Raw genomic sequence first — 26,561 nt, forward strand, 5'->3', positions numbered from 1 at the left:
AGGACAGGACAGAAGTTTCCGCCAGCAACGGCCAGAGTATTCAGGTCCATTGCCGATTGCGGAATGGAATGAGTATTATGAAGCGATTTTTTGGAACAGACGGTATTCGCGGCACTGCCAATGTTGCGCCCATGACGGTGGAAATTGCCCAGAAGCTGGGGCAGGCGGCGGGGCTGCATTTTCGGCGTGGGGACCACCGGCACTGCGTGCTGCTGGGCAAGGATACCAGATTATCCGGTTATATGATCGAGAGCGCTCTGGTTTCCGGCTTTTTGTCCGCTGGTATGGATGTCACTCTGGTTGGGCCGTTGCCCACACCCGCCATTGCCCTGCTGACCCGCTCCCTGCGGGCCGATCTGGGGGTCATGATCTCCGCCTCCCATAATCCGTTTGGTGATAACGGGATCAAACTGTTCGGCCCCGATGGGTTCAAGCTCTCCGATCAGGATGAGCGCACGATTGAAAACCTGATGGTGACCGACCTGCATGCGGATATGGCAGACCCGGCCCAGATCGGCCGCGCCTCACGCCTGAATGATGCCGCAGGCCGGTATATTGAAAGTGCCAAATCCTCCTTCCCCCGCAAGTTGCGGCTGGACGGCATGAAAATCGTGATCGACTGCGCCAATGGCTCGGCCTACCGGGTTGCCCCCACAGCGCTGTGGGAGCTGGGAGCGGAGGTTATTCGCATCGGGTGTGAGCCTAATGGTGTGAATATTAACGAACAGTGTGGCTCCACCCACCCCGAGGCCCTGTGCAAGGCCGTGGTGCAGCATGGTGCACATATTGGCATTGCCCTGGACGGGGATGCCGACCGTGTGCTGATCGCGGATGAAACCGGGCGTCTGATTGATGGGGACCAGATTCTGGCCCTTATCGCCCGCTCATGGACAGCGGAAGGGCGTCTGGTGGGCAATGCCGTGGTGGCCACGGTTATGTCCAACATGGGGCTTGAACGGTTTTTGGAAAAAATGGGCGTGGGTCTTGAACGTACCGCCGTAGGCGACCGCCATGTGGTTGAACGCATGCGGGAGCGTGGGGTGAATGTGGGGGGCGAGCAGTCGGGCCATATGGTGCTGACCGACTTTGCCACAACGGGTGATGGCCTGATTGCCGCCTTGCAGATTCTGGCCGTGCTGGTCGAATCCGGACGCCCTGCGAGCGAGGTCTGCCGTCTTTTCCAGCCCTTCCCGCAAAAGCTGCGTAATGTCCGTTACGCAGGAGCCTGCCCGCTGGATACGGATGAAGTGCGTGAACGCCAGCATGAGGTGGAACGTATATTGGCCGGTCAGGGCCGCCTGCTGTTACGCCGTAGCGGTACGGAACCGCTGGTGCGTGTTATGGCCGAGGCAGAAGATGCCGCCCTTGTGGATGAGGCCGTAAGCAAAATGTGCGCTGTGCTGGAAAAAGCAACCCAGCCAGCCTGAAGCCGGAAAGCCCCTCTGCATGACCCACCCCGCCCCCCAGCGCCCGAGAGTTCTGTCCATAGCAGGGAGCGACTCTGGCGGAGGGGCGGGTATTCAGGCCGACATCAAAACCATTACGGCGCTGGGTGGGTATGCCATGACCGCCCTAACCGCCCTGACGGCCCAGAACACACAGGGCGTGCAGGATATTCTGCCTGTGCCGCCACAGTTTATTCGCGACCAGATCCGCTGCGTTGTGGATGATCTGGGGGTGGATGCCATTAAAACCGGCATGCTGGGGGGTGTTGTGCAAACGCAGGCCGTGGCGGCAGAAATTGCCCGGACTCGCGACAATACCCCTGATCTTGTTGTTGTGGTGGACCCGGTCATGGTGGCCAAGGGGGGCGCTGCCCTGCTGGCGGAGGATGCTCTGGCCTGCCTGCGCACAACGCTCTTGCCCCTTGCAACCCTGATTACCCCCAACCTGCCTGAAGCGGAAAAGCTGACAGGGCTTACCATTCATACGGTGGAGGATATGAAGGCCGCAGCCCTATGGCTGCACCGGCACACGGGGGCGGCGGTTCTGCTCAAAGGCGGGCATCTGGCGGGGGAAGCATTGGTGGATGTGCTGCTGGATGGGGCGGGAACGCGGGAGTTTGTGGGGCAGCGTATTGCAACCCGGCACACCCATGGCACGGGCTGTACGCTGGCCAGCGCGCTGGCAACAACACTGGCGCAGGGACTCGCCATGCCAGATGCGGTCCGGCAGTCCTGCCAGTATGTGCATGATGCTATTGAGCAGGCCCCCGAACTTGGCAGGGGGGCGGGGCCATTATGGCATGCCCATGCCTGGTACCCTGCAACCCGGTCCTGAAGAATGCTGGCTCCCTATGGGAACATCCAGTGTGGAGCAGGTGGTTTATTAGTCCCCAACAGCCTGCAGCAGAGCAGGCTCGGGCAGCACAGGCCGGTGTGCAAGGGGGGCCATCAAGGGGGTGGGAACAGGCTGTGTCTGTGCCTGCGGGTCATGCAGAATGTACCCGCGACCCCATACGGTGGAAATAAGGTCTTCCGCACCCACGGTCTGGAGTTTTTTGCGCAGTTTGCAAATAAAGACGTCTATAATCTTGATGTCTGGTTCATCCCGGCCACCGTATAAGTGGTTGAGGAATGTTTCCTTGGTCTGGGCAATGCCCTTGCGCAGCACCAGCAGTTCCAGAATGGCAAATTCCTTGCCGGTCAGGTGGATGGGGCGGTTGCCGACTGTAACCGTGTGGTTGTTCAGGTTCAGGGTCAGCGCGCCAACCTGGGCAACCGGGTGGGCGTATCCGTTGGAGCGGCGCAGAATGGCCTGTGCGCGGGCAATCAGTTCAGCGGATTCAAACGGTTCGGCCAGATAATCATCAGCCCCCAGTGTAAAGGCCCGTATCTTGGCGTCTGGCGTATCAACGTTGGAAAGAATGATAACGGGTGTTGTGATCTTGAGCGTGCGCAGGGTGTTGAGAATGGTGTACCCGTCCATGTCCGCCAGGGTCATGGTAATAATGGCAAGCCCATAATCGTAATTTCGCAGCAATTCTATGGTGTTTTGGCCAGAGCGGGCCAGATCCGCCGCAAAACCTGCTTTTTTCAGGGCGGAAAGAATGGCCCGGCTGGAGGTAAATTTGTCCTCGGCAAATAGAATGCGCATGACTGGCCTCACATAGCTGCAGGTATGGGGTGATACACCTTGAGGTTGTATTGGCTCGCTCTGATGATACTTTTACGTGTTTTTCTGAAAAAATAAACACAAATTCATATTATTTTTATTATTTCGATAATAACAGATATGTGACTGGCGTATAGCTTGACCCGACATATCGGAAAAAAAACATAGCGTTCTTTGGAACAGACTATACGGGCAAAAAGTTCCCTATGGGATAAATAATAAAGTATTATAAAGTAATTTTTTTGCGAACAATAAATAGTCATGTTGAGTATATTTATTATTTCCTAACAAAATCTGTGTTTATAAAAAGTTTACAAATTCAGTGCTTCACTCTTCCCGCTTCCGGCTTGATATGGAAAAGGTCAGTCTTGGACCCGATGCAGAGGGCACACGCCCACCACGGAGCAGGAGCAGGAATCGGTCATGTTGCTGAAAACCGAAGCCGATACGGCACAACTGGCCAGAACTCTGGCAGGCCTTGCCCGTGCGGGGGATGCCATTTTGCTCTCTGGTCCGCTGGGGGCGGGCAAAAGCGTGTTCGCACGCGCGTTTTTGCGTAACTTCTGCGCCGCACCGGATATGGAGGTGCCAAGCCCCACCTATACGCTGGTGCAGGCCTACGACTCCTCCACGGCCACGGCCTACCATTTTGACCTGTGGCGTCTGGGCAGTGTGGAGGAGCTGGACGAACTGGGGTGGGATGATGCGTGCGAGGGCGTCATGCTGGTGGAATGGCCCGAACGGCTGGAGGACATGACCCCCCCCGATGCGCTGCACATCACCCTTATGGTCGGAGCGGATGGAAACCGCCGTGTCACTCTGGCTGGCTGGGCGGACCGCCTGCCCCCGCAACCGGCCACACTGCTGGAGCCCGGGGTATGAAGCTCGCAACCATTCCAGCACATCTGCCTTTTCTGGACCATCTGGCGGCGCGCTGGATAGAGGCCGCCGGGCATGACCCGGAGGCCATGGGCGAGGGAACCATTGTGCTCCCCGGCCGCCGGGCCGCGCGTGCATTAACCGAGGCATTCCTGCGGCGTATGGATGGGCGCAGCATGCTCCTGCCCCGCATCATGCCCATAGGCGCTCTGGACGAGACCGAACTGGGCCTGTCCGCCTGTGGTGGGGCAGAGGCGCTGGCGCTCCCCCCCGCCGTGCCAGCCATGACCCGTCTGGCCGTGCTGACACTGTTTGTTTTAAAGGCGGATAACGCTTTTGGTACCCGCCCCACGCTGGATCAGGCATGGCCACTGGCCCGCGCTCTGGCTGAACTGATGGACGAGGCGGAATGGGCTGGTGTCAACCTGCTCGAGCGCCTGCCCGATGCCGTGCAGGAGGATTACGCCCAGCACTGGCAGACCATTCTGGGTTTTCTGAACATTGTTACCGCACAGTGGCCCGTGTGGTTGCAGGAGCAGGGGCTGATCAACCCCGTGGCCCGGCAGGTGGCCCTTCTGGGCGCACAGGCGCGGTTGTGGCGGAACATGGGGGAGCAGGGTTACACCGCTCCGCTCTGGGCGGCCGGGTTTACGCATGCCATGGCCCCCACGGCCAATGCGCTACAGGCTATTCTGTCCTGTCCGGGGGGCAGGGTCGTATTGCCGGGGCTGGATACGCTCATGCCCGAGGAGGTGTTTGCCGCCCTGCCAGACAGCCACCCGCAGGCGGGCATGAGCCACCTGCTCGCGGCATTGCAGGCCCGGCGGGAGGATGTGCAGGTCTGGAACGCGCAAGGGGGTGAGCCTGAACGCGCGGCCGTGCTCTCTCGCGTGATGCTGCCTGCCGCTGCGCTGGATGACTGGGCAAAGCCCGGCCCGGTCGCACTGGCCCATGTCAGCCGGTTTGAGGCCGCAGACCAGCAGGAAGAGGCCGTGGCCATCAGCATGGTCATGCGTAACGCCATCGAGCAGCCCGGCCACCGCGTGGCCCTTGTCACGCCCGACCGTGGGCTGGCGGCCCGTGTGGCCACAGAGCTGGAGCGATGGGGCATTCTGGCCGATGACAGCGCAGGCGCCACACTGGCGGATACGCCCCCCGCTGTGCTGCTGCGGCTGGTGGCGCAGATGGTGGATAGCCAGTTTGCGCCTGTTGCTCTTTTATCCGTGCTCAAGCACCCGCTGGTGGCGTGTGGTCTGGCTCCGGGCGTCTGCCGTGCCTCGGCCCGCCTGCTCGAGCGTGTGGTGCTGCGTGGTCCTTCTCCCGCTCCGGGGTTTGCGGGGCTTTGTGCTGCCGTAAGGGACAGGCTGGAACCAAAGCGCGAAAAAGACCGCCAGCGCATGACGCAGGGCGAGAGCGCGGACCGCCCCTTTGGCCCCGAACCCCTGCCGGCCTTTATGGAGCGTCTGGCCCATTGTCTGGCCCCTGTTCTGGGCTGGGAGCAGGCCGAAGGTGCGGTGCTGGCCGGGGGGGAGGGGGCGCGGCATCAGGCCAGCGTGCCCGACCTGCTCGAAGCCCTGATTGCCACGGTAGAACGCCTTGCCAGCACGGAGGAAGAACCCGCCGCCGCCCGGTTGTGGAAAGGGGAGGACGGCAGCCTGCTGGCCTCCCGGCTGAGCGAGCTTATGCTGGCAACCGCCCTGCTGCCCCCCCAGCCGCCCGCCGTGCTGGATGGGTTGCTTACGGCGGTTCTGGCGCAGGAGCGTGTTGCCACCCGCCGGGGCAACAACCCGCAGGCCCTGCACCCGCGGGTGCTGATCTGGGGCCTGTTTGAAGCGCGCCTGCAAACGGCGGAAACCGTTATACTGGGTGGCCTGTCCGAAGGGGTGTGGCCCCCCGCCCCCGATGCCGGGCCGTGGATGAGCCGCCCCATGCGCAAGCGGGTTGGCCTGCCTCCGCCCGAGCAGGCCGTGGGGCAGGCGGCACACGACTTTTTTGCCATGGCAGCCGCAGCGGAACAGGTTGTTCTGTCCTCCGCCCGCAGGCGTGATGGCGCACCTGTGGTGCCTGCGCGCTGGTTAACCCGGCTGGATGCTTTTCTGGCTGGCTGGGGGGGCAGTGTGCCCGAGCACCCGGTTCTGTCCTGGCTTGCGCGGCTGGATCAGCCGCAGGGGCCGGCATTGCCAGTGGCCCCACCCCGGCCCACGCCGGATGTTTCCCTGCGCCCCCGCCGCCTGAGCGTGACGGAAATAGAAACATGGATGCGCGACCCTTACGCCATTTACGCCCGGCACATCCTGCGGCTTGAGCCTTTGCCCGAGCTGGAGGAAGGGGCCGATGCCTCCGATTACGGCATGATCGTGCATGACGCGCTGGAACGCTGGGTTAAAACCCACGGCGTGGACTGGCCGGTAGATGCCCAGCGCAAGCTGGCGGAGGTGTTCAAAACCTGCCTGGCCGAACAGGCCCTGCGCCCGGCTTTGCAGGCATGGTGGGCACCCCGGCTGGAGCGCATTGCCGCATGGGTTGCACATGCGGAGCAGCAGCGCCGCGCCACCCACGGTGTGCCGCAGGCTATTCTGACCGAAATTGCAGGCAGCGTGCTGGTCCCCGATGCTCCGGGGGGGCCGTTCCGCCTTGTCGGGCGGGCAGACCGGGTGGAACTGGGTGCACAGGGGCGCGTGATTGTGCAGGACTACAAAACCGGCATGCTGCCAGCCATGCGCGATGTTCTGTCCGGCTGGAGCCCGCAACTGCCGCTGGAGGCCGCCATGCTGCTGCGCGGAGGTTTTGCCGATGCTCCCAATGTGGCCGACATTGCCGGGCTGATCTACTGGCGTCTGACCGGCGGGGCCGAACCGGGGGAGGAGGTGGCCGTATCCTCCAAGGAGCACGACAATCTGACTGATCTGGCCGAACAGACATGGCAGCGCCTGCTGGCGCGCATTGCCGCGTACGACCAGCCTACGCAACCCTACCTCTCCCACCCCCATCCGGGGCAGGAACCACGCTTTGCCGATTATGCCCGTCTGGCCCGTGTGCCGGAATGGAATACCGGCCGTATGGAGACCGAAGCATGACCTACCATACGGCTCAGGGCGCGCTGGATGCCGCCATTGCGCAGGCCAACCAGCAGCAGGCCATGGCGTCCGACCCCACGGCATCGGTTTTTGTGTCCGCCTCTGCGGGGAGTGGCAAAACCAAACTGCTGATAGACCGCCTGCTCCGGCTGATGCTGCCACGGGTGGAAGCGGGGGGTGACGTTGTACCCGGCAGCGACCCTGCGCGCATTCTGTGCCTGACCTTTACCAAGGCTGCCGCGGCGGAAATGGCTATTCGCCTGCAAACCCGCCTTGGCCGGTGGGTGACCCTGCCGGATGACCGGCTGAATGCGGAACTGGCCGCTCTGGCCGTGCCCTGCACCCAGCAGACCCGGCGCAAGGCGCGCGCCCTGTTTGCGGAGGTGCTGGACCTGCCCGGTGGCATGCGTATTGGCACTATTCATGCCTTCTGCCAGTCGCTCCTGCGGCGCTTTCCGCTGGAAGCCGCCATGAACCCGCATTTTACGGTTATGGAGGAAACAGACGCGGCTCTGGCGTTGCAGGGCTGTGTGGAGAGTGTTCTGGGCGGGCAGCCCGCCAGCACGGTGGCTCCGCTGGCCGGGCAGATCGGGCTTGGAGATTTTATTGCCCTTGCGGGCATCTTGCGGCGCAATGAGCACGCACAGGCCGTGCGTGCACGCGTAAGCGCTCACCCCGAACAGGCGGAAGGTCTCATGTGCCGGGTGCTGGCTTTGCCGGAAACAGCGCTCAGGCAGCCCGATGAGGCTTTTCTACTGGCCGCTTGCACCGGGTTTGCGGCCGAGCCTACCCTGCGCGCGGGCCTGCGGGCCATGGCGGAGGAAGGATCGGCCACAGTCAAGACCAACGCACTCGCCCTGTTGGACTGGCTGGCCCTGCCCCCCACGGAGCGTGCCGCGCAATGGGCGGTATGGCGCAACGGGTTGCTGACCAAGGATGGCAAACTGCGCAGCCGTGGCCTGCTCTCGGCCAAACTGGCAGAAAAATATACCGATCTGGCCGATGCGCTGCAAAAGGAGGCCGAGCGCATACTGGCAGTGGAGGAGGGCATGAACGCCCGCCAGCTGGCCCGCCTTGGTGTGGCCCTGCTCAAAATGGCGGCCCCCGTGGCCAGCATGTTTGACCAGCGCAAGGCCATGCAGGGCCAGATGGAGTATGATGACCTGATCCACCGTACACTCCTGCTCCTGCGTGAGCCGGGGGCCGCATGGGTGCTGTACAAGCTCGATGGCGGCATAGACCATCTGCTACTGGACGAGGTGCAGGATACCTCCCCCCAGCAGTGGCGCATTGCAGGGGACCTGACCGAAGAGTTTTTTGCAGGTGAAGGCGCACACGCGGCGGAGGAAGGCCCCAGAACGGTTTTTGCCGTGGGGGACTACAAACAGTCCATCTACCGTTTTCAAGGCGCAGACCCGGACGAGTTCCGGGCATGGCGGGCTACATTCAAACAGCGTGCGCAGGCGGCGGACCTGCCCTGGCGGGAGCCGGAACTGACCGTCTCCTTCCGTTCCACAGCGCCGGTCCTGCAACTGGTTGATGCGGTTTTTGCCGACCCACAGGCCGCGCGTGGCGTGGCGGAGGAGCAGGGCCGCCCCCTGCGCCACATTACGGCCCGCCCCGGTCAGGGGGGGCGGGTGGAACTCTGGCCTCTGGCGGAGGCACAGGATGCGCAGGACAGCATAAGCCCGTGGGAACCAGCCGCAGTGAACGCCACCCGGCAGAGCCCACGGCAAAAACTGGCGGATGCGCTGGCCAGCACCATTGCGCGTGAACTGGCAGCCCCCCCCCAGCCGGGGCAAAAACCGCTGACACCGGCGGACGTGCTGGTGCTGGTGCCGCGCCGCTCCTCCTTTGTGCCGCTGCTGGTGCGCGCCCTTAAGGGGCACAACATTCCCGTGGCCACACTGGTGCGCACGGGCCTGGCCGACCAGCTTGCGGTGCAGGACCTTATGGCCCTGTGTGCTGCGCTCCTGCTCCCGCAGGATGACCTGACACTGGCCTGTGTGCTGACCTCCCCGCTGGGTGGCCTGTCCGATGACAGCCTGATGGCCCTTGCCGTAGGGCGCTCCCCCGGTGCCCCCCTGTGGACCATCCTGCGTGAGCGCCATGCGGAGCAGGCGGACTGGACGCAGGCCTGGCAGATGCTCAATGCCCTGTTTGGCCGGGTGGATTACCTTACCCCGTATGAACTGCTGTGCGCGGCTCTGGGCCAGCAGGGCGGGCGAGCACGCCTGCTGGCGCGGCTGGGGCCAGAGGCCGCGGAACCAATAGACGAGCTGCTCTCCGCCGCGTTGCGTTATCAGGAGCAGCACCCACCTTCTCTTCAGGGGTTTGTGCATTGGCTCAGACATTCGCAGGAGAGTGTCAAGCGCGAGGCAGAGGCCGGTGGCAATGCCGTGCGGGTCATGACCGCGCATGGCTCCAAGGGGTTGCAGGCCCGGCTGGTTATTCTGCCCGATACGGTGGGTCTGCCCCGGTTTGAGGATAGGCTGTTCTGGAGCACGGACAAAAAAACAGGGGTGCAGGTGCCCATTTATGTGCCGCGCAACGCCCTGTCGGTCGGGTTGACCCGCAGCCTGTACGAAACCCTGCGTGAAAAGACGATAGAGGAATACAACCGCCTGCTCTACGTGGCCCTGACCCGCGCGGCGGACAGGCTGATCGTGTGTGGCTGGAAACCCGGCCGCACCGTACCACCAGAAAGCTGGTACGAGTGCTGCCGCCTTGGTTTTGAGCGCGCAGGTGCCCAGCCGCGCGACTGGAGCGTGGGGGACTGGTCGGGCAGGATTTTGGTGCTGGAGGAGCACGCAGCCCCCGCCAGCCTGTCCGCCCCCGCAGCCCCTGTTGCGTCTGCCGCGCAGGATGCCCCCGTTCTCCCGCCGCTCCCCGGCTGGATGGGGCAGGCTCCGCATTGGCGGCCCGGCCTGCCGGAAGCGGAAGGACCACTGGCCCGGCCACTGGCCCCAAGCCGGCCGGATGATACCATGCTTGGCCCGCTCCCCCCCGCGCGTTCCCCGCTGGATGTGGCGGCCATTACCCCGCTCAAGGCGCGGGAGGCCGCCTTGCGCAGGGGGAATCTGGTGCATGCGCTTTTGCAGTTCCTGCCCGACCACCCTGCCAGTGCGCAGGAGCAGCTTGCCACGGACTGGCTGGCCCGCCCGGCATCGGGGTTGTCCACGCCGGAGGCCGCCCGGCTTGCCGCACAGATTGTGGCAGTGCTGCGTATGCCCGCACTGGTGGACCTGTTTGCCCCCCATGCCCGGGCGGAGCAGCGGCTGGCGGGTATTGCTGGCGGGCAGGTTATTGTGGGGCAGGTGGACCGCATGTGTGTCATGCCTGACCGGGTTATTGTGTGCGATTACAAAAGTGGTCGTCACGCGCCCTCCACGGTGGAGCAGACGCCGGTGCTGTACCTGCGCCAGATGGCGGCGTACCGCGCCCTGCTGCAAGGGTTGTGGCCGGGGCGGGAGGTTGTGTGCGTGCTGGTCTGGACCGAACTGCCCCGTGCCGACCGGCTGCCGGAGCACCTGCTGGACAAGCATGCTCCGCAACCTTGCGCGGGCGTGGCATCTTGACCACGGCGCAGGCCACCTTAAGTGTTAGCTAAGCCCGGTCTGCTGGTGCACACTCTGTGCAGTGCCCGCAGACCTGTTAACTAGGACAGCATGGGGTGCGCAGGCACCCGGTAGTTAAGGAAAACATGTCATGAGTGAACATACGCTTGCTGTCAGCGATTCCAGCTTTGATGCTGACGTGCTCAAGGCGTCTGGCCTTGTTCTGGTCGATTTCTGGGCCGAATGGTGCGGCCCGTGCAAAATGATCGGCCCGGCACTGGAAGAAATCGGCAAGGACATGCAGGGCAAGGTAACGGTTGCCAAGGTCAATATTGACGACAACCCCGTAACCCCCAACACCTACGGTGTGCGGTCCATCCCCACCCTTATGCTGGTGCGTGATGGCAAGGTTGTGGACACAAAGGTTGGCGCACTGCCCAAAAGCCAGCTTAAGGCATGGGTTGAAGGCGCGCTGTAAGCGACACCCATACGCGCAGGTGGTGCACGTTCAAACGCGTGCCCGCCTGCGTGGATATGGCCTCGTTTTTTCATAATCACTTGGCAGATTGGCGCCGCCCGCGTAATGCAACCACGCAGGCGGGCTGGGTCCGCATCGTTAGTCTCGTGCAGTCACAGGGTTCAAAATGAGCTGGATCACCGAATACGTCCGTCCTAAAATCCGCGGTCTTCTGCGCCGTGATGTGCCGGATAACCTGTGGACCACCTGTGATTCGTGCTCCCAGATGGTCCTGACCAAGGAGCTGCGCAAGGCGCAGAATGTCTGCCCCCATTGCGGGCACCACATGCGCGTGCTGGTGAATGACCGGCTGGCATGGACCTTTGATAACGGTGAGTTCACCCGTATTGAACTGCCATTGGCCCCCGTGGACCCGCTCGGCTTCCGGGACCAGAAAAAATATACCGACCGCCTGAAAGATGCACGCGCCAAGAGCCATCTGGACGAGTCCCTTGTTGTCGCGCATGGCACCATTGGCGGGCATAACGCCGTTGTGGGCGTGATGGCGTTCGAGTTCATGGCTGGCACCATGGGGGCCGCCTTTGGTGAGCGGTTTGTGGCTGCTGCCCGTCTGGCCATCCTGCAAAAATCCCCGCTGGTGGTGTTTACCGCCTCCGGTGGTGCACGCATGCAGGAAGGGGTGCTGAGCCTGATGCAGATGCCCCGCACAACCGTTGCGGTGCAGATGCTGCGTGATGCGGGCCTGCCGTACATTGTGGTGCTGACCAACCCGACAACGGGTGGTGTTACGGCCTCCTTCGCTATGCTGGGGGATGTGCAGATCGGTGAGCCCAATGCCCTGATCGGTTTTGCCGGCCCCCGCGTTATTCAGGACACGGTGCGCGAAAAACTGCCCGAGGGCTTCCAGCGTTCCGAATATCTGGTTGAGCACGGTATGCTCGACATGGTTGTGGCCCGTAAGGATATGTCCGCCACCCTGTCGCGCCTGATCGGCCTGCTTACCCATGCTCCGGCCGATGTTAAGGCTCCCCCGCCCAAGCCCGTTGCAGCACCTGCTGCGGCAGCCGAGTAAGCCCCTCCGTGGGTCAGGTGCAGGCTGGGGAGAGAGCCCCGGTGCCCGAATTTACCGGTCGCACGGGGGAGGTTCTGCAACGGCTGAACCATCTTTACCCCGCGCTGATCGACCTCTCCCTCGGGCGGCTGGAGGCTCTGCTGGCCCGTCTGGGGCACCCGGAGCGCAAGCTGCCGCCGGTTGTTCATGTGGCCGGTACCAATGGCAAGGGCAGCACCTGTGCGACCCTGCGTGCCATAGCCGAGGCAGCCGGGTGGCGTGTGCATGTCATGACATCCCCGCATCTGGTGGATGTAACCGAGCGGTTCCGTGTGGCAGGCAAGCTGGTCAGCGAAGCTGAACTTGTGGCCACGCTGGAGGAAATCGAACGCATCAACAATGGTGCCCCCATTACCGTGTTCGAGGTGCTGACCGCTGCAGGCTTTATGCTGTTTGCCCGCCACCCGGCGGAACTGGCCATTATTGAGGTCGGTCTTGGTGGGCGGTACGATGCTACCAATGTGCTGGAACACCCCGCAGCCTGTATTGTGACCTCCATCTCGCGCGATCATGAGGCTTTTCTGGGGGATTCTCTGGCAGCAATCGCGGGGGAAAAAGCGGGTATTTTCAAACCCGGTGTGCCAGCGGTTACGGGCTGCCAGCCTGCCGAGGTCATGCAGGTTCTACAGGAACAGGCGCAGGCTGTGGGGGTTGTTCTGGCCCGCCGTGGCGTGGAATGGACGATTGCGCCCCAGCCCCCCCAGGACAATGCGGACAAACCCGCCGGGCTATGCCTGAACGATGCCAAAGGCATGCTTGCGCTGCCTATGCCCGCCCTGACCGGCCCGTGGCAGATGGAAAACGCCGGTCTGGCGGTGGAGGCTCTGCGCCTGTCCGGGCTGGATGTGCCACAGGCTGCATGGCAGGGTGTGGGGCAGGTGCAATGGCCTGCCCGCATGCAGCGCCTGCACGGCAAACTGGCGGCCATGCTGCCCGCCGGATGGGAATTGTGGCTCGACGGAGGGCACAACCCCGGAGCCGGTGCCGCTCTGGCGCAGGAACTGGGCCGCTGGAAAGACCAGCCCCTGCACATACTGGTGGGGATGAAGCAGACCAAGGACGCCTCGGGCTTTCTCGGTCCGATTTTGCCTTATGCGGATGACCTGTGGGCCATTTGTGAGCCCGAGCAGCATCTGGCCCTGCCTGCGCAGGCTATTGTGGACGCATCGGGGGGCAAGGCCCATACCGGCCCCACGCTTGCCCGCGCGCTGAGCGCACTGGCCGCCAATGCGGCAACCAGCCCCCAACCCGCACGCGTACTGATCTGTGGCAGCCTGTATCTGGCGGGTGTGGCGCTCCGGCAGGATGGCTGGGTCATGACATAAGACCTGCCGCTCTGGTGGCAGTGGCAAATGCCTGAGTGGTCAGGTGCGAACAGTTTTTTACGGGAAAGAATGGTGCCCCCATTCAGATTTGAACTGAAGACCTACCGCTTACAAGGCGGTTGCTCTACCACTGAGCTATAAGGGCACATGCACATATTCTGCGCTAAGGCCGGACTATAAGCGATAAAAGGGTAAGAGCGTCAAGTCCTGTTTTTTGGAATAATCGCGGTTTTTTTGGCCCATACACATATTGCATCGTTTTCGTGGGTGGCGCATCTAGGCGGACATGCCGCACGTTTCCCCAAGCCCCGCTCCCGCCCTGTTTCTGCACGATAGCCAGCGCCGCGCGACCGTGCCGTTCCAGCCGCTCGATCCCGCGCATATCAAGGTCTATTACTGTGGTCCCACGGTGTATGATCTGGCCCATATTGGCAACCTGCGCGCCATGCTTACGGCGGATGTGCTGGTCAGGCTGCTGCGCACGCTCTACCCCCGTGTTACATTCGTGCGCAATATTACCGATGTGGATGACAAGATTACCGCCCGCGCCCGTGCCAATGGGGAAGATATTGGCGCGCTCACCCAGCGCACCACGGCGGAGTTTCATCAGGATCTGGCATCCCTTGGCGTGCTGCCCCCCGACATAGAACCCCGCGCGACCCATAATATTGGCGAGATGCAGGCCATGATCGCCCGGTTGATTGAAAACGGGCACGCATACGCAGCACAGGGGCATGTGCTGTTTTCGGTCGGGTCGTTCCCTTCCTACGGAGCACTTTCCGGCCGTAACCCGGACGAGCTGGAAGCGGGCGCACGTGTGGAAGTGGCACCCTACAAAAAAGCACCGGGTGACTTTGTGCTGTGGAAACCATCAGATGCAGACCAGCCGGGGTGGGATAGCCCGTGGGGCAGGGGGCGTCCGGGGTGGCATATTGAATGCTCGGCCATGTCGCACCGTTATCTGGGCGATAGTTTTGATATTCATGGCGGTGGGTCGGACCTGCTTTTCCCGCATCATGAGAACGAACGCGCGCAAAGCCTGTGCTGCTTCCCGCATAGCCAGTTTGCCAATTACTGGGTGCATAACGCCATGCTTTTGGTGGAAGGTGAGAAAATGTCCAAGTCACTGGGCAATTTCCTGACCATCCGCGATGTGCTGGCGCAGGCTCCGGCGGAGGCATTGCGCCTGCTGCTGCTGGGCACGCATTACCGCTCCACCCTGAATTACACGCAGGCCGGGCTGAATGAGGCCCGCAAGACGCTGGACCGGTTCTACCGCGCCCTCTCCAGCGTGCCGGATGTGCCCGCAGCCCCTGTGCCGCAAACCGTACTGACCGCACTGGAGGAAGACCTGAATACCCCCAAAGCCATTGCCGAACTGCATGTGCTGGCGAACCAGGCCATGGGCGGGGACCGCGAGGCCGCAGGCGCGCTCAAAGCCGGTGGGGCGTTAATGGGTCTGTTGCAGGGGGACCCGGCGCAGTGGTTCCGTGGAGAGTCTTCCGCCGAGGAAGATGCCGCGATTGAAAACCTGATAACAGAGCGGCTGGCCGCCAAAAAAGCGCGGGATTTTGCAAGGGCCGATGCCCTGCGCGACCAGTTGCAGGCACAGGGTATTGTGCTGGAAGATACAAAAGACGGCACAAACTGGAGGCGCGCATGACCGGGCGGGATGGCGGGGCACCGCTGGAGCCTTTGGGCAACACACCTGTTGTTATTCTGGTCAGGCCGCAAATGGCCGAGAACATTGGCACCACGGCCCGTGCCATGGCCAATGGTGGCCTGTTCCACCTGCGCCTTGTCAGCCCGCGTGATGGCTGGCCGCAGGACAGGGCATGGCGCACGGCCTCGGGTGCAGACAGGATTCTGGAAGCCGCCACGGTGCATGACAGTGTGGATGACGCCATAGCCGACCTGCACCATGTGTACGCCACCTGCCCACGGCCGCGCCATATTGTAAAAACGGTCATGACCGCGCGTGGCGGTGCGGCGGAACTGCGTGCGGCAACCCAGCGCGGGCTCAAGGTCGGGCTGATGTTCGGCCCCGAACGCGCCGGGCTGGATAACGAGGACATGGCACGCGCGGACGCGCTGATCCGCTACCCGCTTAACCCGACCTTCATGTCGCTCAATCTGGCGCAGGCGGTCATGATCATGGCGTATGAATGGTGGATGGCGGCAGACGCAACACCCCCCCGCACGCTCATGACCAACGAGACCCACGTAGCCACCAAAGGTGAGCTTGAGAACTTTATGAGCCATCTTGTGCGCGAGCTGGATGGATGCGGCTTTTTGCGGAACGCGCAAAAACGCCCCGGTATGGTCCGCAACCTGCGGCACTTTTTTACGCGTGGGGAAGTTACAGAGCAGGAACTGCGCACCCTGCATGGTGTTGTGCGCGAACTGGCACACCCCCGCCGGACGGAGGACTGACCACCCCGCAAGGGGGCGGTTGGCCCCTATCCGTCGCAGGTTATGCAGCGGGTAGGGGGTTGCGGGTGCGGCCTGCTGTTACAGCCCACACCCGGTTACCGCGCAGGTGTTAGTCTGCGGCCAGTGCCATGTGCTGCTGGCTCATGGCGCGGGTTACGTGGTCTTCCACCGCAGCGGTAATCTTGTCTGCCTGTTTGGCAAAAATATGATCCGCTTCGGGGTAAACACGGTAGTCCACTGCAACACCTTTCTGGGTGTTCAGCTTATCAACCAGTTTGTGGATGGCGGGCTCGGGGGCCATGTCATCCTTGCCACCGGCAATCATCAGCCCGCCGCACGGGCAGGGGGCCAGAAAGCCGAAGTCATAATGGGCGGCTGGCGGGGCAATGCTGATCCAGCCGGTAATTTCTGGCCGGCGCATCAGCAGCTGCATGCCCACGAACGCCCCGAATGAATACCCTGCAATCCACAGACCGCTGGCGTTGGGGTTGATCATCTGCATCCAGTCAAGGGCTGCTGCGGCATCGGAAATTTCGCCAATGCCCCCGTCAAACCGCCCCTGCGAGCGGCCAACCCCACGGGAATTGTAGCGCATGACGGAAAAGCCCATGTTCTCGAACGTGCGGTACAGGGCGTATGTAATCCGGTTGTTCATGGTGCCGCCGTGCAGCGGGTGGGGGTGCAGCACGAGGGCAAGCGGGGCGTTGGGCTCGTTTGAGTGGTGATAACGTCCTTCAAGACGTCCATCCGGGCCGGCAAACATAACCTCAGGCATGTAGGTTCCGCTTGATCTGGGAAGGGCGTCCGCGGGCATGACGCTTCCGGGTTTGATAATTGCCCCGGCGGGGAACGATGCCACGTTCCGGGTCGGAGCATGCGGGCAGACCAAAGGCCCGCAAACTTTAACTCTCAGTCAGCCTGTCTCCCTTTTCCGTTTCTGGGGGAAAACGGAAAAAGGAGCGCATTACAGACACATGGTGTCCGTCCCACGACCAGAAAAGGGTGTGCGGCACACTCCGGCGTTGACCTTGCGCAAAACGCAGGCATAATCGTGCGGGCTGTTGTCCGTGAATGCTGCGTATGCGGGAAAACCCGTTTCCAGCCTGCCGTCTCCATTGTGCCCTGTGGTGCTGACCATACGGCACTCTATAGCGGCTTGGGGGCCAGAATTTCCACATAAATCGTGACAATGGCCGTACTGCACGGCCTGCAAAAAGCGCAGTTCTGGTATGGTTACGGGTAGAAAAAAAGCATGAATGATAAAACAGACGATAGGGCAAAGGATTTTCCTCAACCCGTCTATCTGGATGCCAACGCGACCGAACCCTTGCGGCCCCAGGCGCGTGCAGCCATGCTGGAGGCGGCGGACCTTACGGGGAATCCATCTTCCGTGCACCATGCGGGGCGGCGCGCACGCGCCGTGCTGGAGGAGGCGCGCAACACGGTAGCGCACCGGCTTGGTGTGGCTCCGCTCAACTGCGTGTTCACCTCTGGCGGCACGGAGGCCAATGTGCTGGCCATGCACGGGTTTGGGCAGGGGCGGCGTTTTCTGGTTGGTCGCACCGAGCATGATGCCGTGCGCAAGGGTGTGCCCGATGGGGCAGACCGGGCATGGCTGGAGGTGGACAGCCACGGGCAGGTTCGTCTGGACCTGCTGGAGGCAGCCCTGAGTGCGCCGGGCGCGCCCGCCTTTGTCTGCCTCATGCTGGCTAATAACGAAACAGGCGTGCTCCACCCCATGGCCGAGGTTGCCCGCCTGTGCCGCCAGCATGGTGCGCATCTGCATGTGGACGCCGTGCAGGCCGCAGGCCGCATGGCTGTGAATGTGGAAGAGCTGGGGGCGGATAGTCTGGCCTGCTCCGGTCACAAAATGGGTGGGCCAAAAGGGGCTGGTGCCCTGCTGTTGCGCGGCCCTGCCCCAAGGCCACTGGCCCCGGTGTTTGAAGGCGGCGGGCAGGAGCAGGGGCGCAGGGGTGGCACCCAGCCCCTGCCCGCCATAGCAGGTCTTGCCGCAGCGTTGTGTGATGCTCTGGACAACCCACGTGATCTGGCCCCCCTGCGCAACCGGCTGGAGCAGGCTGCACAGGCCGCAGGAGCCCTGGTGTGTGGCGCCGGGGCTCCACGGCTGGGCAATACGGCATCCCTTGTACTCCCCGGTCGGCGCGCGCAGGGGCAGCTTATGCGGCTGGACCTGGACGGGCTTTGTGTTTCCGCAGGTTCGGCCTGTTCATCGGGCAAGGTAGCGTTCTCCCATGTGCTGGAGGCCATGGGGCTGGGGGAACAGGCGGGGCAGGCCATACGCGTGTCCCTGCCATGGAACGTGCGGGAGGCGGATGTGGAGCGGTTTGTGCAAAGTTACGCACGCATGGCGGCCGGGGCTGGTCTGGCTCTGGCGCAATAGGGGGGCGGGTATGGCGGCATTGTATTTTGACCACGCGGCAACCACGCCATGCGACCCGCGCGTGCAGGCGGTTCTGCTGCGCGCTCTGGCGGAGGAAAACGGCAACCCGCATAGCACCACCCATGCCAGCGGCACCCGGGCGGCCCATATGGTGGAACATGCCCGCGCGCAGGTTGCTACCCTGTTGGGGGTAGAGGCGCGTGAGATTGTTTTTACCTCGGGGGCGACCGAGTCCAATAACCTTGCCATCAAGGGAGCGGCACGGCATCTGGCGGCACAGGGCAGCCCGCGCCGCCGGGTTATAACTGTCGCGACCGAGCATAAATGCGTACTGCAAAGTGTGGCGGATCTGGCGCATGAAGGGTTTGAGCCGGTTGTTCTGCCGGTTAACTCCCTTGGGCAGGTGGAGCCGGAGGTGCTGGCCCGTGCTTTGGCAGAGGCCCCCACGGCTGTTGTGTCCATTGCCGCGGCTAATAACGAAACCGGGGTTCTGCAGGACCTTGCCACGCTGGGTGCGCTGGTCGCGCAGGCGGGGGCGCTGCTGCATACCGATCTGGCGCAGGCGGCAGGTAAAATTGCGCTGGACCTGCACGTCCTGCCCGTGGCTCTGGCCTCCATTTCCAGCCATAAGCTGTATGGGCCAAAGGGGGCGGGGGCCCTGTTTGTACGCCGCCGCCCGCGTGTGCGCCTGACCCCCCTGTTCTCTGGTGGTGGGCAGGAGCGGGGGCTGCGTTCTGGCACCCTGCCGGGCTTTTTGCTGGCAGGATTTGGGGAAGCCTGCCAGATTGCCAGCACGGATATGGCGCGTGATGGCGCGCATCTGGCCGAAGTGCAGGCGGTGTTTCTGGCCCGTCTGGGTCCGCAGTTGCCCGGGTGTGTGGTCAATGCGCAGGAGGCTGTGCGTCTGCCGGGTATTTTCAGCCTGCGCCTGCCGCCTGACCTGCGCGCGGCAGAGGTTCTGGCGGTTATGCCCGGGCTTGAGGTTTCCCTTGGTTCGGCCTGCTCTTCGGCCGAACTGGCCCCCTCCTACGTGCTGGAGGCCATGGGGTTGAGCTTTGATGAAGCAGGAAGAAGCTTGCGTCTGTCCCCCGGACGTTTTACCTCCACCGCCGAAGCAGAACGCGCGGCGGACAGTCTGGCACAGGCTGCCCTGCAGGTGCGGGCCACACCCCGGCGGCCCATGCCCGCAGCCTAAGGCCCGGACCATACAGGCCGCCGCCGCCATGATATTTTTTGGCAGGATGAAAACCAATGCCCCAGATGACGTTTGTTGAGCAGGACGGAACAGAACGCACGGTCGATGCCCCGGTTGGCCTGTCCGTGCTGGAAATTGCCCATAAGCACGATGTGGACCTTGAGGGCGCGTGCGAGGGATCGCTGGCCTGCGCGACCTGCCACGTTGTGGTGGACCCCGCATGGGCGGACCGGTTGGATGCCCCGACCGATGATGAAGAAGACATGCTCGACCTTGCGTTCGGGCTGGAAAAAACCTCGCGCCTTGGCTGCCAGATTGTCATGACCGAAGCCCTTGATGGTCTGGTCGTGCGCCTGCCCAGCAAGGCCTGATACAAAAAGGGAAGGAAAGCCCGCCCATGCGTATTCTTGTTGCCATGTCCGGAGGGGTGGATAGTTCCGTGGTGGCTGCCCGCCTTTTGGAAGAAGGGCACGAGGTTGTGGGCGCGACCCTTCAGCTCTACGATTCCAGAGGGGCGGCCAAAAAGGGCGCGTGCTGTGCGGGGCAGGACATCCGCGACGCCCGCGCCGTGGCCGACCGTCTGGGATTCCCGCATTATGTGATTGATGCGGAACGCCGGTTTCAGGATAGCGTGATCGAGCGCTTTGCCGATGCCTATGCGGCGGGGGAAACCCCGGTCCCCTGTGTTGCGTGCAATCAGGGCGTCAAGTTTACCGACCTGCTGGGACTGGCGAAGGAAATCGGGGCCGATGCCATGGCCACCGGCCATTACGTTCGCCGTGTGGAAGGCCCGCAGGGTGCGGAACTGCACCGCCCGGTGGACGAGGCGCGTGACCAGAGCTGGTTCCTGTTTGCCACGACACGCGACCAGCTTGATTTTTTGCGCTTCCCTCTGGGTGACATGCCAGACAAGGCCGCCGTACGGCGCGAGGCCGAGCGGTACGGGCTGGTTGTGGCAGGCAAGCCAGACAGCCAGGACCTGTGCTTTGTCAGCGATGGTTCCTACGTGGATCTGGTGGAGCGCATGCACCCCGAAATGGCCGGTCCGGGCGAGATTGTGGACCAGTCCGGCCATGTTGTGGGCGCGCATGAGGGCGTGATGCGCTTTACCGTGGGCCAGAGCAAACGGCTGGGGAATGCCGCCCGCCTGCAGGGCGAACGCCAGATGGTGGTGGGCGTGGAGCCGGGCCGCAAGCGTGTTATTATTGGCCCGCGTGCGCATGCGTTTGTCAGCTCCCTGTCCGTGCGGGATGTCAATTGGCTGCTGGACCCCCCGGCTGAAGGCCTTGTCTGCAAGGTACAGATGCGTGCGCGTGAAGAGCCGCGCACGGCCCGTGTGGTCCCAACCCCCGATGGCGCAACCGTGCTGCTGGACGAACCCGCCATGCCCGCCCCCGGTCAGGCCTGTGTGTTTTATCAGGGGAGCCGTATTCTGGGCGGCGGGTTTATCCGCCGGACGGACCAGCAGACTACGGCTTAAACAGAACAGGAGAGCACGCACATGGCGGAAGGTCGTCTGGTTATTGGTACACAGCGTTATTCGTCATGGTCCCTGCGCGGCTGGCTGTGTGTGCGTCTGGCCGGGCTGGATGTGGGGGTGGAGGTTCTGCCGCTGGCCGGTGCAGGGCAGACCGCAGCCCTTAAAACCCTCTCGCCCAACGGGTGCGTACCGTATCTGGAACACAGGGGGGCCGTGGTGTGGGACTCGCTCTCCATTGCTGAATACTGTGCCGAGCACCACGCCTTTTTATGGCCGGAGGACCGGGCTGCGCGGGCATGGGCGCGCTCGGTAGCGGCGGAAATGCACTCCGGCTTCAGGGCCGTGCGTTCTGCCCTGCCCATGAATCTGGGCCGTAATCGCCCGCTGGCCGCGCCTCTGGCCGAAGATGTGCACAAGGATATAGCGCGCATTAACGCCATCTGGACCGAAGGGGCCGGCCGGGGCGGGCCGTTCCTGTGCGGGTCGGGCATGGGGAATGCGGATGCCATGTTTGCCCCTGTTGTCTGCCGTTTTCTGTCCTACGATGTGCCGGGGCTTTCCAGCACGGCGCAGGCTTACATGCAGGCCGTGCGCCAGCATCCGCTGATGGTGGAATGGTATGCTGCTGCTGCGCGTGAGCCGGTGGAATGGCAACTGGATATGTACGAAACCCTGGCCTGAACACACCATGGCGGGTAGCAGGGCAGCAGGCATGAGCGTGCGCAACCCGCAGCAGGGCAACGGAATGGGTGGTTCCCCCGCAGTGTCCACTCCCCCCTTGCGGGTGCTGACTGTTCTACCCCCGCGTGAATGTTTTGCCCCTGATGAGGCCGGGGCCATAGCCCTGCTGGTGCACCGCATGGCCGGGGCGGGCGAAGTGGTGGCGGGCAGCCCCCCCGCAACCAGCCCGTATGATGATGTACCTTTTGCGCCCGTGCCGCCTGTTCTGTTCCCGTTCAGCCATGCGGGGCGTTACCGGGCGGGCGTAGTGCGGCTGGTTCGCAGGCTGCGCCCCGATCTGGTGGAGGTGCATAACCGCCCGGATCTGGCGTGGGCCATAAGCCGGCGCTTTCCCCACCTGCCGCTGGTGCTGGTGCTGCATAATGACCCGCGCAGTATGCGCCTGATCAAAACGGCCCGTAAGCGCATGCTGCTGGCCCGCAGGGTGGCTGTTGTTGTGGTGTCCGAGTGGTTGCGGAACCGTTTTCTGGAGCAGGGCGTGCAGGCGCAGGTTAGCGTGCTGCCCAATGGGCTGGACCTTGCAGCATTGCCCGCCCCCGCTCCTGTAAGGGACAATCTTGTGCTGTTTGCTGGCCGCGTTGTGGCAGACAAAGGGGTGGATGCCTTTGTGCAGGCCTGCGCCACCCTGCTGCCCCGCTACCCCACATGGCGGGCGCAAATTATAGGGGCAGACAGGTTTGGCTGTATGTCCCCCCAAACCGAATTCCTGAGCAGAATACAGGCGCAGGCTCAGGCCGCAGGGGTGCAGATGCTAGGCTACCAGCCCCATGCGCAGGTTTTGCAGGCCATGAGTCACGCGGCCATTGTGGCCGTGCCCAGCCGGTGGGCCGAACCTTTTGGCATGGCCGCACTGGAGGCCATGGGCTGTGGGGCCGCGTTGGTGACATCACGCAAAGGGGGGCTGCCCGATGTGGCCGGGCAGGCAGCACTTTACGCCAACCCCGATGACCTGCCTTCCATGGTGGAGGCACTTGACCGTCTGATGTCCGATACCGAACTGCGCAGCCGCATGGGGCAGGCCGGGCGTGTGCGGGCACAGATGTTTGATAGTGCAGTGCTCCGCACCAGACGCCACAACCTGCATGCAAGGCTTGTGCAGGTCTGGCCCGATACAGGAGCACTCGGGCAGCTTTAAGGGGCGGTGTGCCGTGGAGTGGGGTTTTCAGCCCTGTTCGGTTGCGCGCCAGCCGCAGGCGTGCAGGGCGGGGCGCATGCCCGCGCGTGGGGGTGCGGTTACGGTAACACCGTTATCAATGGGTAGGTACAGGCTTCTGGCAAGCAGGTGCAGCCCGGCCGCGTGGGGCTTGCCGTAAAGCGCGTCCCCCACAATGGGCCAGCCCATGGCGGCACAATGGACACGGGCCTGATGGGTGCGCCCGGTTTCCAGCTCCAGTTCCAGCCAGCTTGTCTGCCCGTCCCGGCCCAGAACCCGCCATGTGGTGGCCGCAGGAGCCCCCTTGTCCGCCACCTGCACGGACCAGCCCGCTCTGGTGCTGGTTTTAAGCAGTGGCAGGTTAATCCGCCCGGTGGGTGCCTGTGGTCCACCATCCACCACGGCCCAGTAGGTTTTGCGTGCGGTTTTGTTTGCAAAGGCTGCCTGCATGGCCAGCAGGGGCTGTTTGCGCAGGGCTATGGCAAGGCAGCCCGATGTATCCGCATCCAGCCGGTGGGCAAGCCATGGGCCATCCTTGCGGCGGGAAAGCTGGGGGAACCAGTCCTCCACACAGGCACCCCCACCGGGGCCGGTGTGCACGGGCAGGCCCGCGGGCTTGTCAAGAATAACCACATGGCTGCTCTGGTAGAGCAGGGGGGGCAGGGAGGCAGGCATACGGGGTTTTAGTCTTCTTCGCGGTTGGAGCCGATCAGCACCTTGCGGCGGCCGACATTGTCTGCCCTGCTGATAATTCCTTCCTTTTCCATCTGCTCAATCAGCTTGGCCGCGCGGTTGTAGCCAATGGACAGGTGGCGCTGGATGAAGGAGGTGGATGCTTTGCCCTCACGCGTGACAATGCTTACCGCCTCGCTGTACATGTCGGCTTCGGCGTTTTCGTTCCCGCTGGCACGGCTGCCAGCGCTGGAGGAGGAGCCTTCCTCCATGGGTTCGGCCAGAACGTCCTCATCATAAATGGGCTCGCCCTGTTCCTTGAGGAAGTTGACAACCTGCTCCACTTCGCTGTCGGCCACAAACGGGCCGTGCACGCGGGTAATGCGCCCACCACCCTGCATGAACAGCATGTCCCCCTGCCCCAGAAGCTGCTCGGCCCCCTGCTCGCCCAGAATGGTGCGGCTGTCGAACTTGCTGATCACCTGAAACGAAATACGGGTGGGGAAGTTGGCCTTGATGGTGCCGGTAATCACATCCACTGAAGGGCGCTGCGTTGCCATGATGACATGAATCCCCGCCGCGCGCGCCTTCTGGGCCAGACGTTGCACGCAGGCGTCAATCTCCTTGCCTGCGGTCATCATCAGGTCGGCCATTTCGTCAATAATGACCACAATATAGGGCATGGGGTCCAGGGCGACGGACTGTTCCTCAAACACCGGGTTGCCGGTTTCGGGGTCAAAGCCGGTCTGTACGCGGCGGACGACTACCTCCCCGTCTGCCCGGGCTTCGGCCGCACGGGCGTTGTAGCCTGCAATGTTGCGCACCTGCAGGTGGGCCATGGTGCGGTAGCGGCGGTCCATTTCCCGCACAACCCATTTGAGCGCGTTAACCGCCTTGGGGGGCTCGGTCACAACCGGGGTGAGCAGGTGGGGGATGCCATCGTAAATGGAGAGTTCGAGCACCTTGGGGTCAATCATGATCAGCCTGCATTCATCGGGCGAATGCCGGTAGAGCAGGGAGAGGATCATGGCGTTCACGCCAACCGATTTGCCCGAGCCGGTGGTGCCTGCCACCAGCAGGTGGGGCATGCGTGCAAGGTCGGAGAACATGGGTTCGCCCGCAATATCCTTGCCCAGCGCCAGCGGGAGCTGGCCTGTATCTTCCCGCCATGTGGGCTGGTTGAGCAGTTCGGACAGGTAAACCGTCTCACGCGTCTGGTTGGGAACTTCAATCCCCATCACGTTGCGGCCCGGCACGGTGGCAATGCGTACGCTCAGCACGGATAGCGAGCGCGCCACATCGTCCGCCAGCCCGATAATGCGGGCCGAGCGGATACCCGGTGCGGGCTCCAGTTCATACAGTGTTACCACGGGGCCAGCACTCATGCCCACAATGCGGCCCTGCACGCCGTAATCGGCCAGAACCTGCTCCAGCATGCGGGCGGTGGCGTTGAGCAACTCGGGCGAGGGGCCGGTATGGGCGTTGCTGGGGGCCGCGCGCAGCAGGCTCATGGGGGGGAGTTCCCACCCGCCCTTGCGGGTGGGGGTGCTGCGTTCGGGGGTAGCGTGCGTGCTTTCGGGCTGGCTTGCACCGGAGAACAGGCGGCCCAGCAACCCGCTTTTGGCGGGTTTTTCCGGTGCGGGGTGCGGTGTTGTGGCGGTGGGCAGGGTAAAGGCGGGTTCGGCCTTTGTGGCTGGCAGCGGGGTTATGGCCGTTGCCCGTGCAGGGGTGCCCGGCGGTGCATCCAGTGGTGCGGGGGTAAGGGCATGCGGGCTGTGCTGGCTGTTGTCCTGCGTGCCGTGCAGCACCAGTGCCGTGCCTGTGGCATGGTGGGTGGCGGGCTGCGGAGCGTGATAGGGGGCGAGGTCATGCTCGTCCTCTTCATCATCAAACAGGGGGCCGGAGGGCAGGGTGCTGCCATAAAATGCGTCTGCCGCAGGCTGGGCGGCCTGTGCGGTATAGGCGCTGGGCTGTGTGCTGGCTGCCGGGGCGGCGGGGTGTGGTTTGTGGCTGGCATAGTAGCGCACAAACCGCCTGCCCAGCCTGCCCGGCAGGCACACAACAAACACAAATGCCCGCCAGATGGCATACCATTCATCACGCCGCAGGCCGGTGCCAAGGGCAAGCAGAAGCCCGGCAAGCAGCCCGCCCAGCAGCCAGATAACCATGCCCCCCGCAGGCCCTATGGCGGCCATGCCCGCGGCAATGGAGGTCTGGGCAATGGAATGCCCGACACCCCCGCCAATACCGGCCTGTGTGGGCCACTCCATGTTGGGCAGGGCAGTAAACAGCAGCGGAATGGCGGCAAGCAGGGCCCCGGCTACGGGGAGCAGGCATAAAATGGCAGCCACCCGCATGCCAAAGACCATCCATGTTTCATGCCCAAGCAGGCGGTGGCCCATAAAGCGCCACCCCCATGCCAGCAGAATAAGCACCGGTACCGTGGCCCCCAGCCCGATTCCCTGCAACAGCGTATCGGCTACAAACGCGCCGGTTATGCCCAGCAGATTGGTAGGGGGCTGGTTGGTGGCGGTGTTAAAGGAGGGGTCGGTCGGGTTGTAGGTCAGCAGGGCTGCCAGCAGGGCACAGGCCAGAATGCAGAGCGCAATGCCGCCCCCTTCCTCCATGCGCAGGCGCAGGGTACTTTTGTGGGGGGCGGGGGAACTGGTGGTATTTAAAGGGCTTGTGCGCGCCAAGGGTGCCGGTCCTGACTCCAGAGGCCGCGCCTGTTCCCTGCATTGGGCAGGAATCGTGTGCGCGGGTGGTTGTAAAGGGTGACTGCTTTCTTCTTAGCAGCCCTGCCGCGTATTGCGAACCGCATCCTTTGCACAAGATTGCGGCCAGAGGCGGGCGGTGTTGAACCCATGTTAAAGAGGCATGCCCACAGGTGGGAGCATGGCCACCCGGCGTGACAGGCATGGGCGTATGGGGGGTGTACGGCTTGT

General features: G+C 63.3%; 20 protein-coding genes and 1 tRNA gene. 16 read left to right on the plus strand and 5 right to left on the minus strand.

Translation table 11 applies throughout. The features are described from left to right. Positions 1-68 precede the first annotated feature (68 nt). Both glmM and thiD read left to right on the plus strand, forming a co-directional pair. Positions 69-1,427, plus strand: a complete 1,359-nt coding sequence (gene glmM / locus ACSYTG_RS00290; protein ID WP_086647069.1) for a phosphoglucosamine mutase — start codon at positions 69-71, stop codon at positions 1,425-1,427. Between the two features lie 19 nt (positions 1,428-1,446). Then, a complete protein-coding gene (gene thiD / locus ACSYTG_RS00295; protein WP_489783471.1) occupies positions 1,447-2,280 on the plus strand; it encodes a bifunctional hydroxymethylpyrimidine kinase/phosphomethylpyrimidine kinase in 834 nt (277 codons plus the stop codon). 48 nt (positions 2,281-2,328) lie between these two features. Here thiD and ACSYTG_RS00300 read toward each other — a convergent pair whose 3' ends face one another. Continuing rightward, positions 2,329-3,096, minus strand: coding sequence for a response regulator transcription factor (locus tag ACSYTG_RS00300; protein WP_095349471.1), 768 nt, complete (start codon positions 3,094-3,096; stop codon positions 2,329-2,331). A 441-nt stretch (positions 3,097-3,537) separates the two neighbouring features. On the opposite strand from ACSYTG_RS00300, the gene tsaE reads away from it, so the two are divergent. The 6 genes from tsaE (at position 3,538) to ACSYTG_RS00330 (ending at position 13,541) form a co-directional block, all read left to right on the plus strand. Beyond that, a complete protein-coding gene (gene tsaE, locus ACSYTG_RS00305; protein WP_489783473.1) occupies positions 3,538-3,996 on the plus strand; it encodes a tRNA (adenosine(37)-N6)-threonylcarbamoyltransferase complex ATPase subunit type 1 TsaE in 459 nt (152 codons plus the stop codon). Continuing rightward, positions 3,993-7,070 carry a double-strand break repair protein AddB gene (gene addB, locus ACSYTG_RS00310; protein WP_415443279.1) on the plus strand — a complete coding sequence of 1,026 codons (3,078 nt, stop codon included), beginning with the start codon at positions 3,993-3,995 and terminating at the stop codon, positions 7,068-7,070. Before tsaE ends, addB begins: the two co-directional genes overlap by 4 nt. Beyond that, positions 7,067-10,648 carry a double-strand break repair helicase AddA gene (gene addA / locus ACSYTG_RS00315; RefSeq protein WP_489783475.1) on the plus strand — a complete coding sequence of 1,194 codons (3,582 nt, stop codon included), beginning with the start codon at positions 7,067-7,069 and terminating at the stop codon, positions 10,646-10,648. Before addB ends, addA begins: the two co-directional genes overlap by 4 nt. A gap of 130 nt (positions 10,649-10,778) precedes the next feature. Continuing rightward, entirely contained in the window at positions 10,779-11,105 is a 327-nt protein-coding gene (trxA, locus tag ACSYTG_RS00320) for a thioredoxin TrxA (RefSeq protein WP_059022710.1), read from the plus strand. Between the two features lie 166 nt (positions 11,106-11,271). Then, positions 11,272-12,177, plus strand: coding sequence for an acetyl-CoA carboxylase, carboxyltransferase subunit beta (gene accD, locus ACSYTG_RS00325; RefSeq protein ID WP_354859237.1), 906 nt, complete (start codon positions 11,272-11,274; stop codon positions 12,175-12,177). 41 nt (positions 12,178-12,218) lie between these two features. Continuing rightward, positions 12,219-13,541, plus strand: coding sequence for a bifunctional folylpolyglutamate synthase/dihydrofolate synthase (locus ACSYTG_RS00330; RefSeq protein WP_489783478.1), 1,323 nt, complete (start codon positions 12,219-12,221; stop codon positions 13,539-13,541). Between the two features lie 70 nt (positions 13,542-13,611). On the opposite strand, the gene ACSYTG_RS00335 is transcribed toward ACSYTG_RS00330, so the two are convergent. Next, a tRNA-Thr gene (locus ACSYTG_RS00335) sits at positions 13,612-13,686 on the minus strand. Between the two features lie 141 nt (positions 13,687-13,827). On the opposite strand from ACSYTG_RS00335, the gene cysS reads away from it, so the two are divergent. Both cysS and ACSYTG_RS00345 read left to right on the plus strand, forming a co-directional pair. Next, complete coding sequence (cysS, locus tag ACSYTG_RS00340) at positions 13,828-15,204, plus strand: cysteine--tRNA ligase (protein ID WP_489783480.1); 1,377 nt, start codon at positions 13,828-13,830, stop codon at positions 15,202-15,204. Next, a complete protein-coding gene (locus ACSYTG_RS00345; RefSeq protein WP_086647061.1) occupies positions 15,201-15,974 on the plus strand; it encodes an RNA methyltransferase in 774 nt (257 codons plus the stop codon). Before cysS ends, ACSYTG_RS00345 begins: the two co-directional genes overlap by 4 nt. Positions 15,975-16,083: 109 nt before the next feature. Here ACSYTG_RS00345 and ACSYTG_RS00350 read toward each other — a convergent pair whose 3' ends face one another. Then, complete coding sequence (locus ACSYTG_RS00350; protein WP_086647060.1) at positions 16,084-16,749, minus strand: alpha/beta hydrolase; 666 nt, start codon at positions 16,747-16,749, stop codon at positions 16,084-16,086. A gap of 477 nt (positions 16,750-17,226) precedes the next feature. On the opposite strand from ACSYTG_RS00350, the gene ACSYTG_RS00355 reads away from it, so the two are divergent. The 6 genes from ACSYTG_RS00355 to ACSYTG_RS00380 all read left to right on the plus strand — a co-directional run bounded on the left by ACSYTG_RS00355 (position 17,227) and on the right by ACSYTG_RS00380 (position 22,926). Continuing rightward, positions 17,227-18,375, plus strand: coding sequence for a cysteine desulfurase family protein (locus ACSYTG_RS00355; protein ID WP_165925755.1), 1,149 nt, complete (start codon positions 17,227-17,229; stop codon positions 18,373-18,375). Between the two features lie 10 nt (positions 18,376-18,385). Continuing rightward, positions 18,386-19,570, plus strand: coding sequence for a cysteine desulfurase family protein (locus tag ACSYTG_RS00360; protein ID WP_489783485.1), 1,185 nt, complete (start codon positions 18,386-18,388; stop codon positions 19,568-19,570). A 56-nt stretch (positions 19,571-19,626) separates the two neighbouring features. Next, entirely contained in the window at positions 19,627-19,941 is a 315-nt protein-coding gene (locus tag ACSYTG_RS00365; RefSeq protein WP_086647057.1) for a ferredoxin family 2Fe-2S iron-sulfur cluster binding protein, read from the plus strand. 26 nt (positions 19,942-19,967) lie between these two features. Next, on the plus strand, positions 19,968-21,050 hold the full coding sequence (mnmA, locus tag ACSYTG_RS00370) for a tRNA 2-thiouridine(34) synthase MnmA (RefSeq protein WP_415420871.1): 1,083 nt from the start codon (positions 19,968-19,970) through the stop codon (positions 21,048-21,050). 21 nt (positions 21,051-21,071) lie between these two features. Beyond that, positions 21,072-21,731, plus strand: coding sequence for a glutathione S-transferase (locus tag ACSYTG_RS00375; protein WP_489783487.1), 660 nt, complete (start codon positions 21,072-21,074; stop codon positions 21,729-21,731). Positions 21,732-21,795: 64 nt separating this feature from the next. After that, the gene (locus ACSYTG_RS00380) at positions 21,796-22,926 is read left to right on the plus strand and encodes a glycosyltransferase family 4 protein (RefSeq protein WP_489783523.1); all 1,131 of its coding nucleotides are present in this window, start codon (positions 21,796-21,798) and stop codon (positions 22,924-22,926) included. A gap of 27 nt (positions 22,927-22,953) precedes the next feature. On the opposite strand, the gene ACSYTG_RS00385 is transcribed toward ACSYTG_RS00380, so the two are convergent. Continuing rightward, a complete protein-coding gene (locus tag ACSYTG_RS00385) occupies positions 22,954-23,619 on the minus strand; it encodes an RluA family pseudouridine synthase (RefSeq protein ID WP_489783489.1) in 666 nt (221 codons plus the stop codon). Between the two features lie 8 nt (positions 23,620-23,627). Beyond that, positions 23,628-26,312 carry a DNA translocase FtsK gene (locus ACSYTG_RS00390; protein ID WP_489783491.1) on the minus strand — a complete coding sequence of 895 codons (2,685 nt, stop codon included), beginning with the start codon at positions 26,310-26,312 and terminating at the stop codon, positions 23,628-23,630. Positions 26,313-26,561: the final 249 nt, after the last annotated feature.

It is taken from the genome of Acetobacter sp. ESL1128 (assembly GCF_058505085.1).

What these genes read in the sequence shown, in the direction of transcription:
- trxA (WP_059022710.1), top strand. Translation starts at nt 10,779, where the DNA reads ATGAGTGAACATACGCTTGCTGTCAGCGATTCCAGCTTTGATGCTGAC.
- ACSYTG_RS00345 (WP_086647061.1), top strand. Translation starts at nt 15,201, where the DNA reads ATGACCGGGCGGGATGGCGGGGCACCGCTGGAGCCTTTGGGCAACACA.
- ACSYTG_RS00350 (WP_086647060.1), bottom strand. Translation starts at nt 16,749, where the DNA reads ATGCCTGAGGTTATGTTTGCCGGCCCGGATGGACGTCTTGAAGGACGT.
- cysS (WP_489783480.1), top strand. Translation starts at nt 13,828, where the DNA reads ATGCCGCACGTTTCCCCAAGCCCCGCTCCCGCCCTGTTTCTGCACGAT.
- thiD (WP_489783471.1), top strand. Translation starts at nt 1,447, where the DNA reads ATGACCCACCCCGCCCCCCAGCGCCCGAGAGTTCTGTCCATAGCAGGG.
- mnmA (WP_415420871.1), top strand. Translation starts at nt 19,968, where the DNA reads ATGCGTATTCTTGTTGCCATGTCCGGAGGGGTGGATAGTTCCGTGGTG.
- accD (WP_354859237.1), top strand. Translation starts at nt 11,272, where the DNA reads ATGAGCTGGATCACCGAATACGTCCGTCCTAAAATCCGCGGTCTTCTG.
- addB (WP_415443279.1), top strand. Translation starts at nt 3,993, where the DNA reads ATGAAGCTCGCAACCATTCCAGCACATCTGCCTTTTCTGGACCATCTG.
- addA (WP_489783475.1), top strand. Translation starts at nt 7,067, where the DNA reads ATGACCTACCATACGGCTCAGGGCGCGCTGGATGCCGCCATTGCGCAG.
- ACSYTG_RS00385 (WP_489783489.1), bottom strand. Translation starts at nt 23,619, where the DNA reads ATGCCTGCCTCCCTGCCCCCCCTGCTCTACCAGAGCAGCCATGTGGTT.
- glmM (WP_086647069.1), top strand. Translation starts at nt 69, where the DNA reads ATGAGTATTATGAAGCGATTTTTTGGAACAGACGGTATTCGCGGCACT.
- ACSYTG_RS00300 (WP_095349471.1), bottom strand. Translation starts at nt 3,096, where the DNA reads ATGCGCATTCTATTTGCCGAGGACAAATTTACCTCCAGCCGGGCCATT.
- ACSYTG_RS00375 (WP_489783487.1), top strand. Translation starts at nt 21,072, where the DNA reads ATGGCGGAAGGTCGTCTGGTTATTGGTACACAGCGTTATTCGTCATGG.
- ACSYTG_RS00365 (WP_086647057.1), top strand. Translation starts at nt 19,627, where the DNA reads ATGCCCCAGATGACGTTTGTTGAGCAGGACGGAACAGAACGCACGGTC.
- tsaE (WP_489783473.1), top strand. Translation starts at nt 3,538, where the DNA reads ATGTTGCTGAAAACCGAAGCCGATACGGCACAACTGGCCAGAACTCTG.
- ACSYTG_RS00360 (WP_489783485.1), top strand. Translation starts at nt 18,386, where the DNA reads ATGGCGGCATTGTATTTTGACCACGCGGCAACCACGCCATGCGACCCG.
- ACSYTG_RS00355 (WP_165925755.1), top strand. Translation starts at nt 17,227, where the DNA reads ATGAATGATAAAACAGACGATAGGGCAAAGGATTTTCCTCAACCCGTC.
- ACSYTG_RS00380 (WP_489783523.1), top strand. Translation starts at nt 21,796, where the DNA reads ATGGGTGGTTCCCCCGCAGTGTCCACTCCCCCCTTGCGGGTGCTGACT.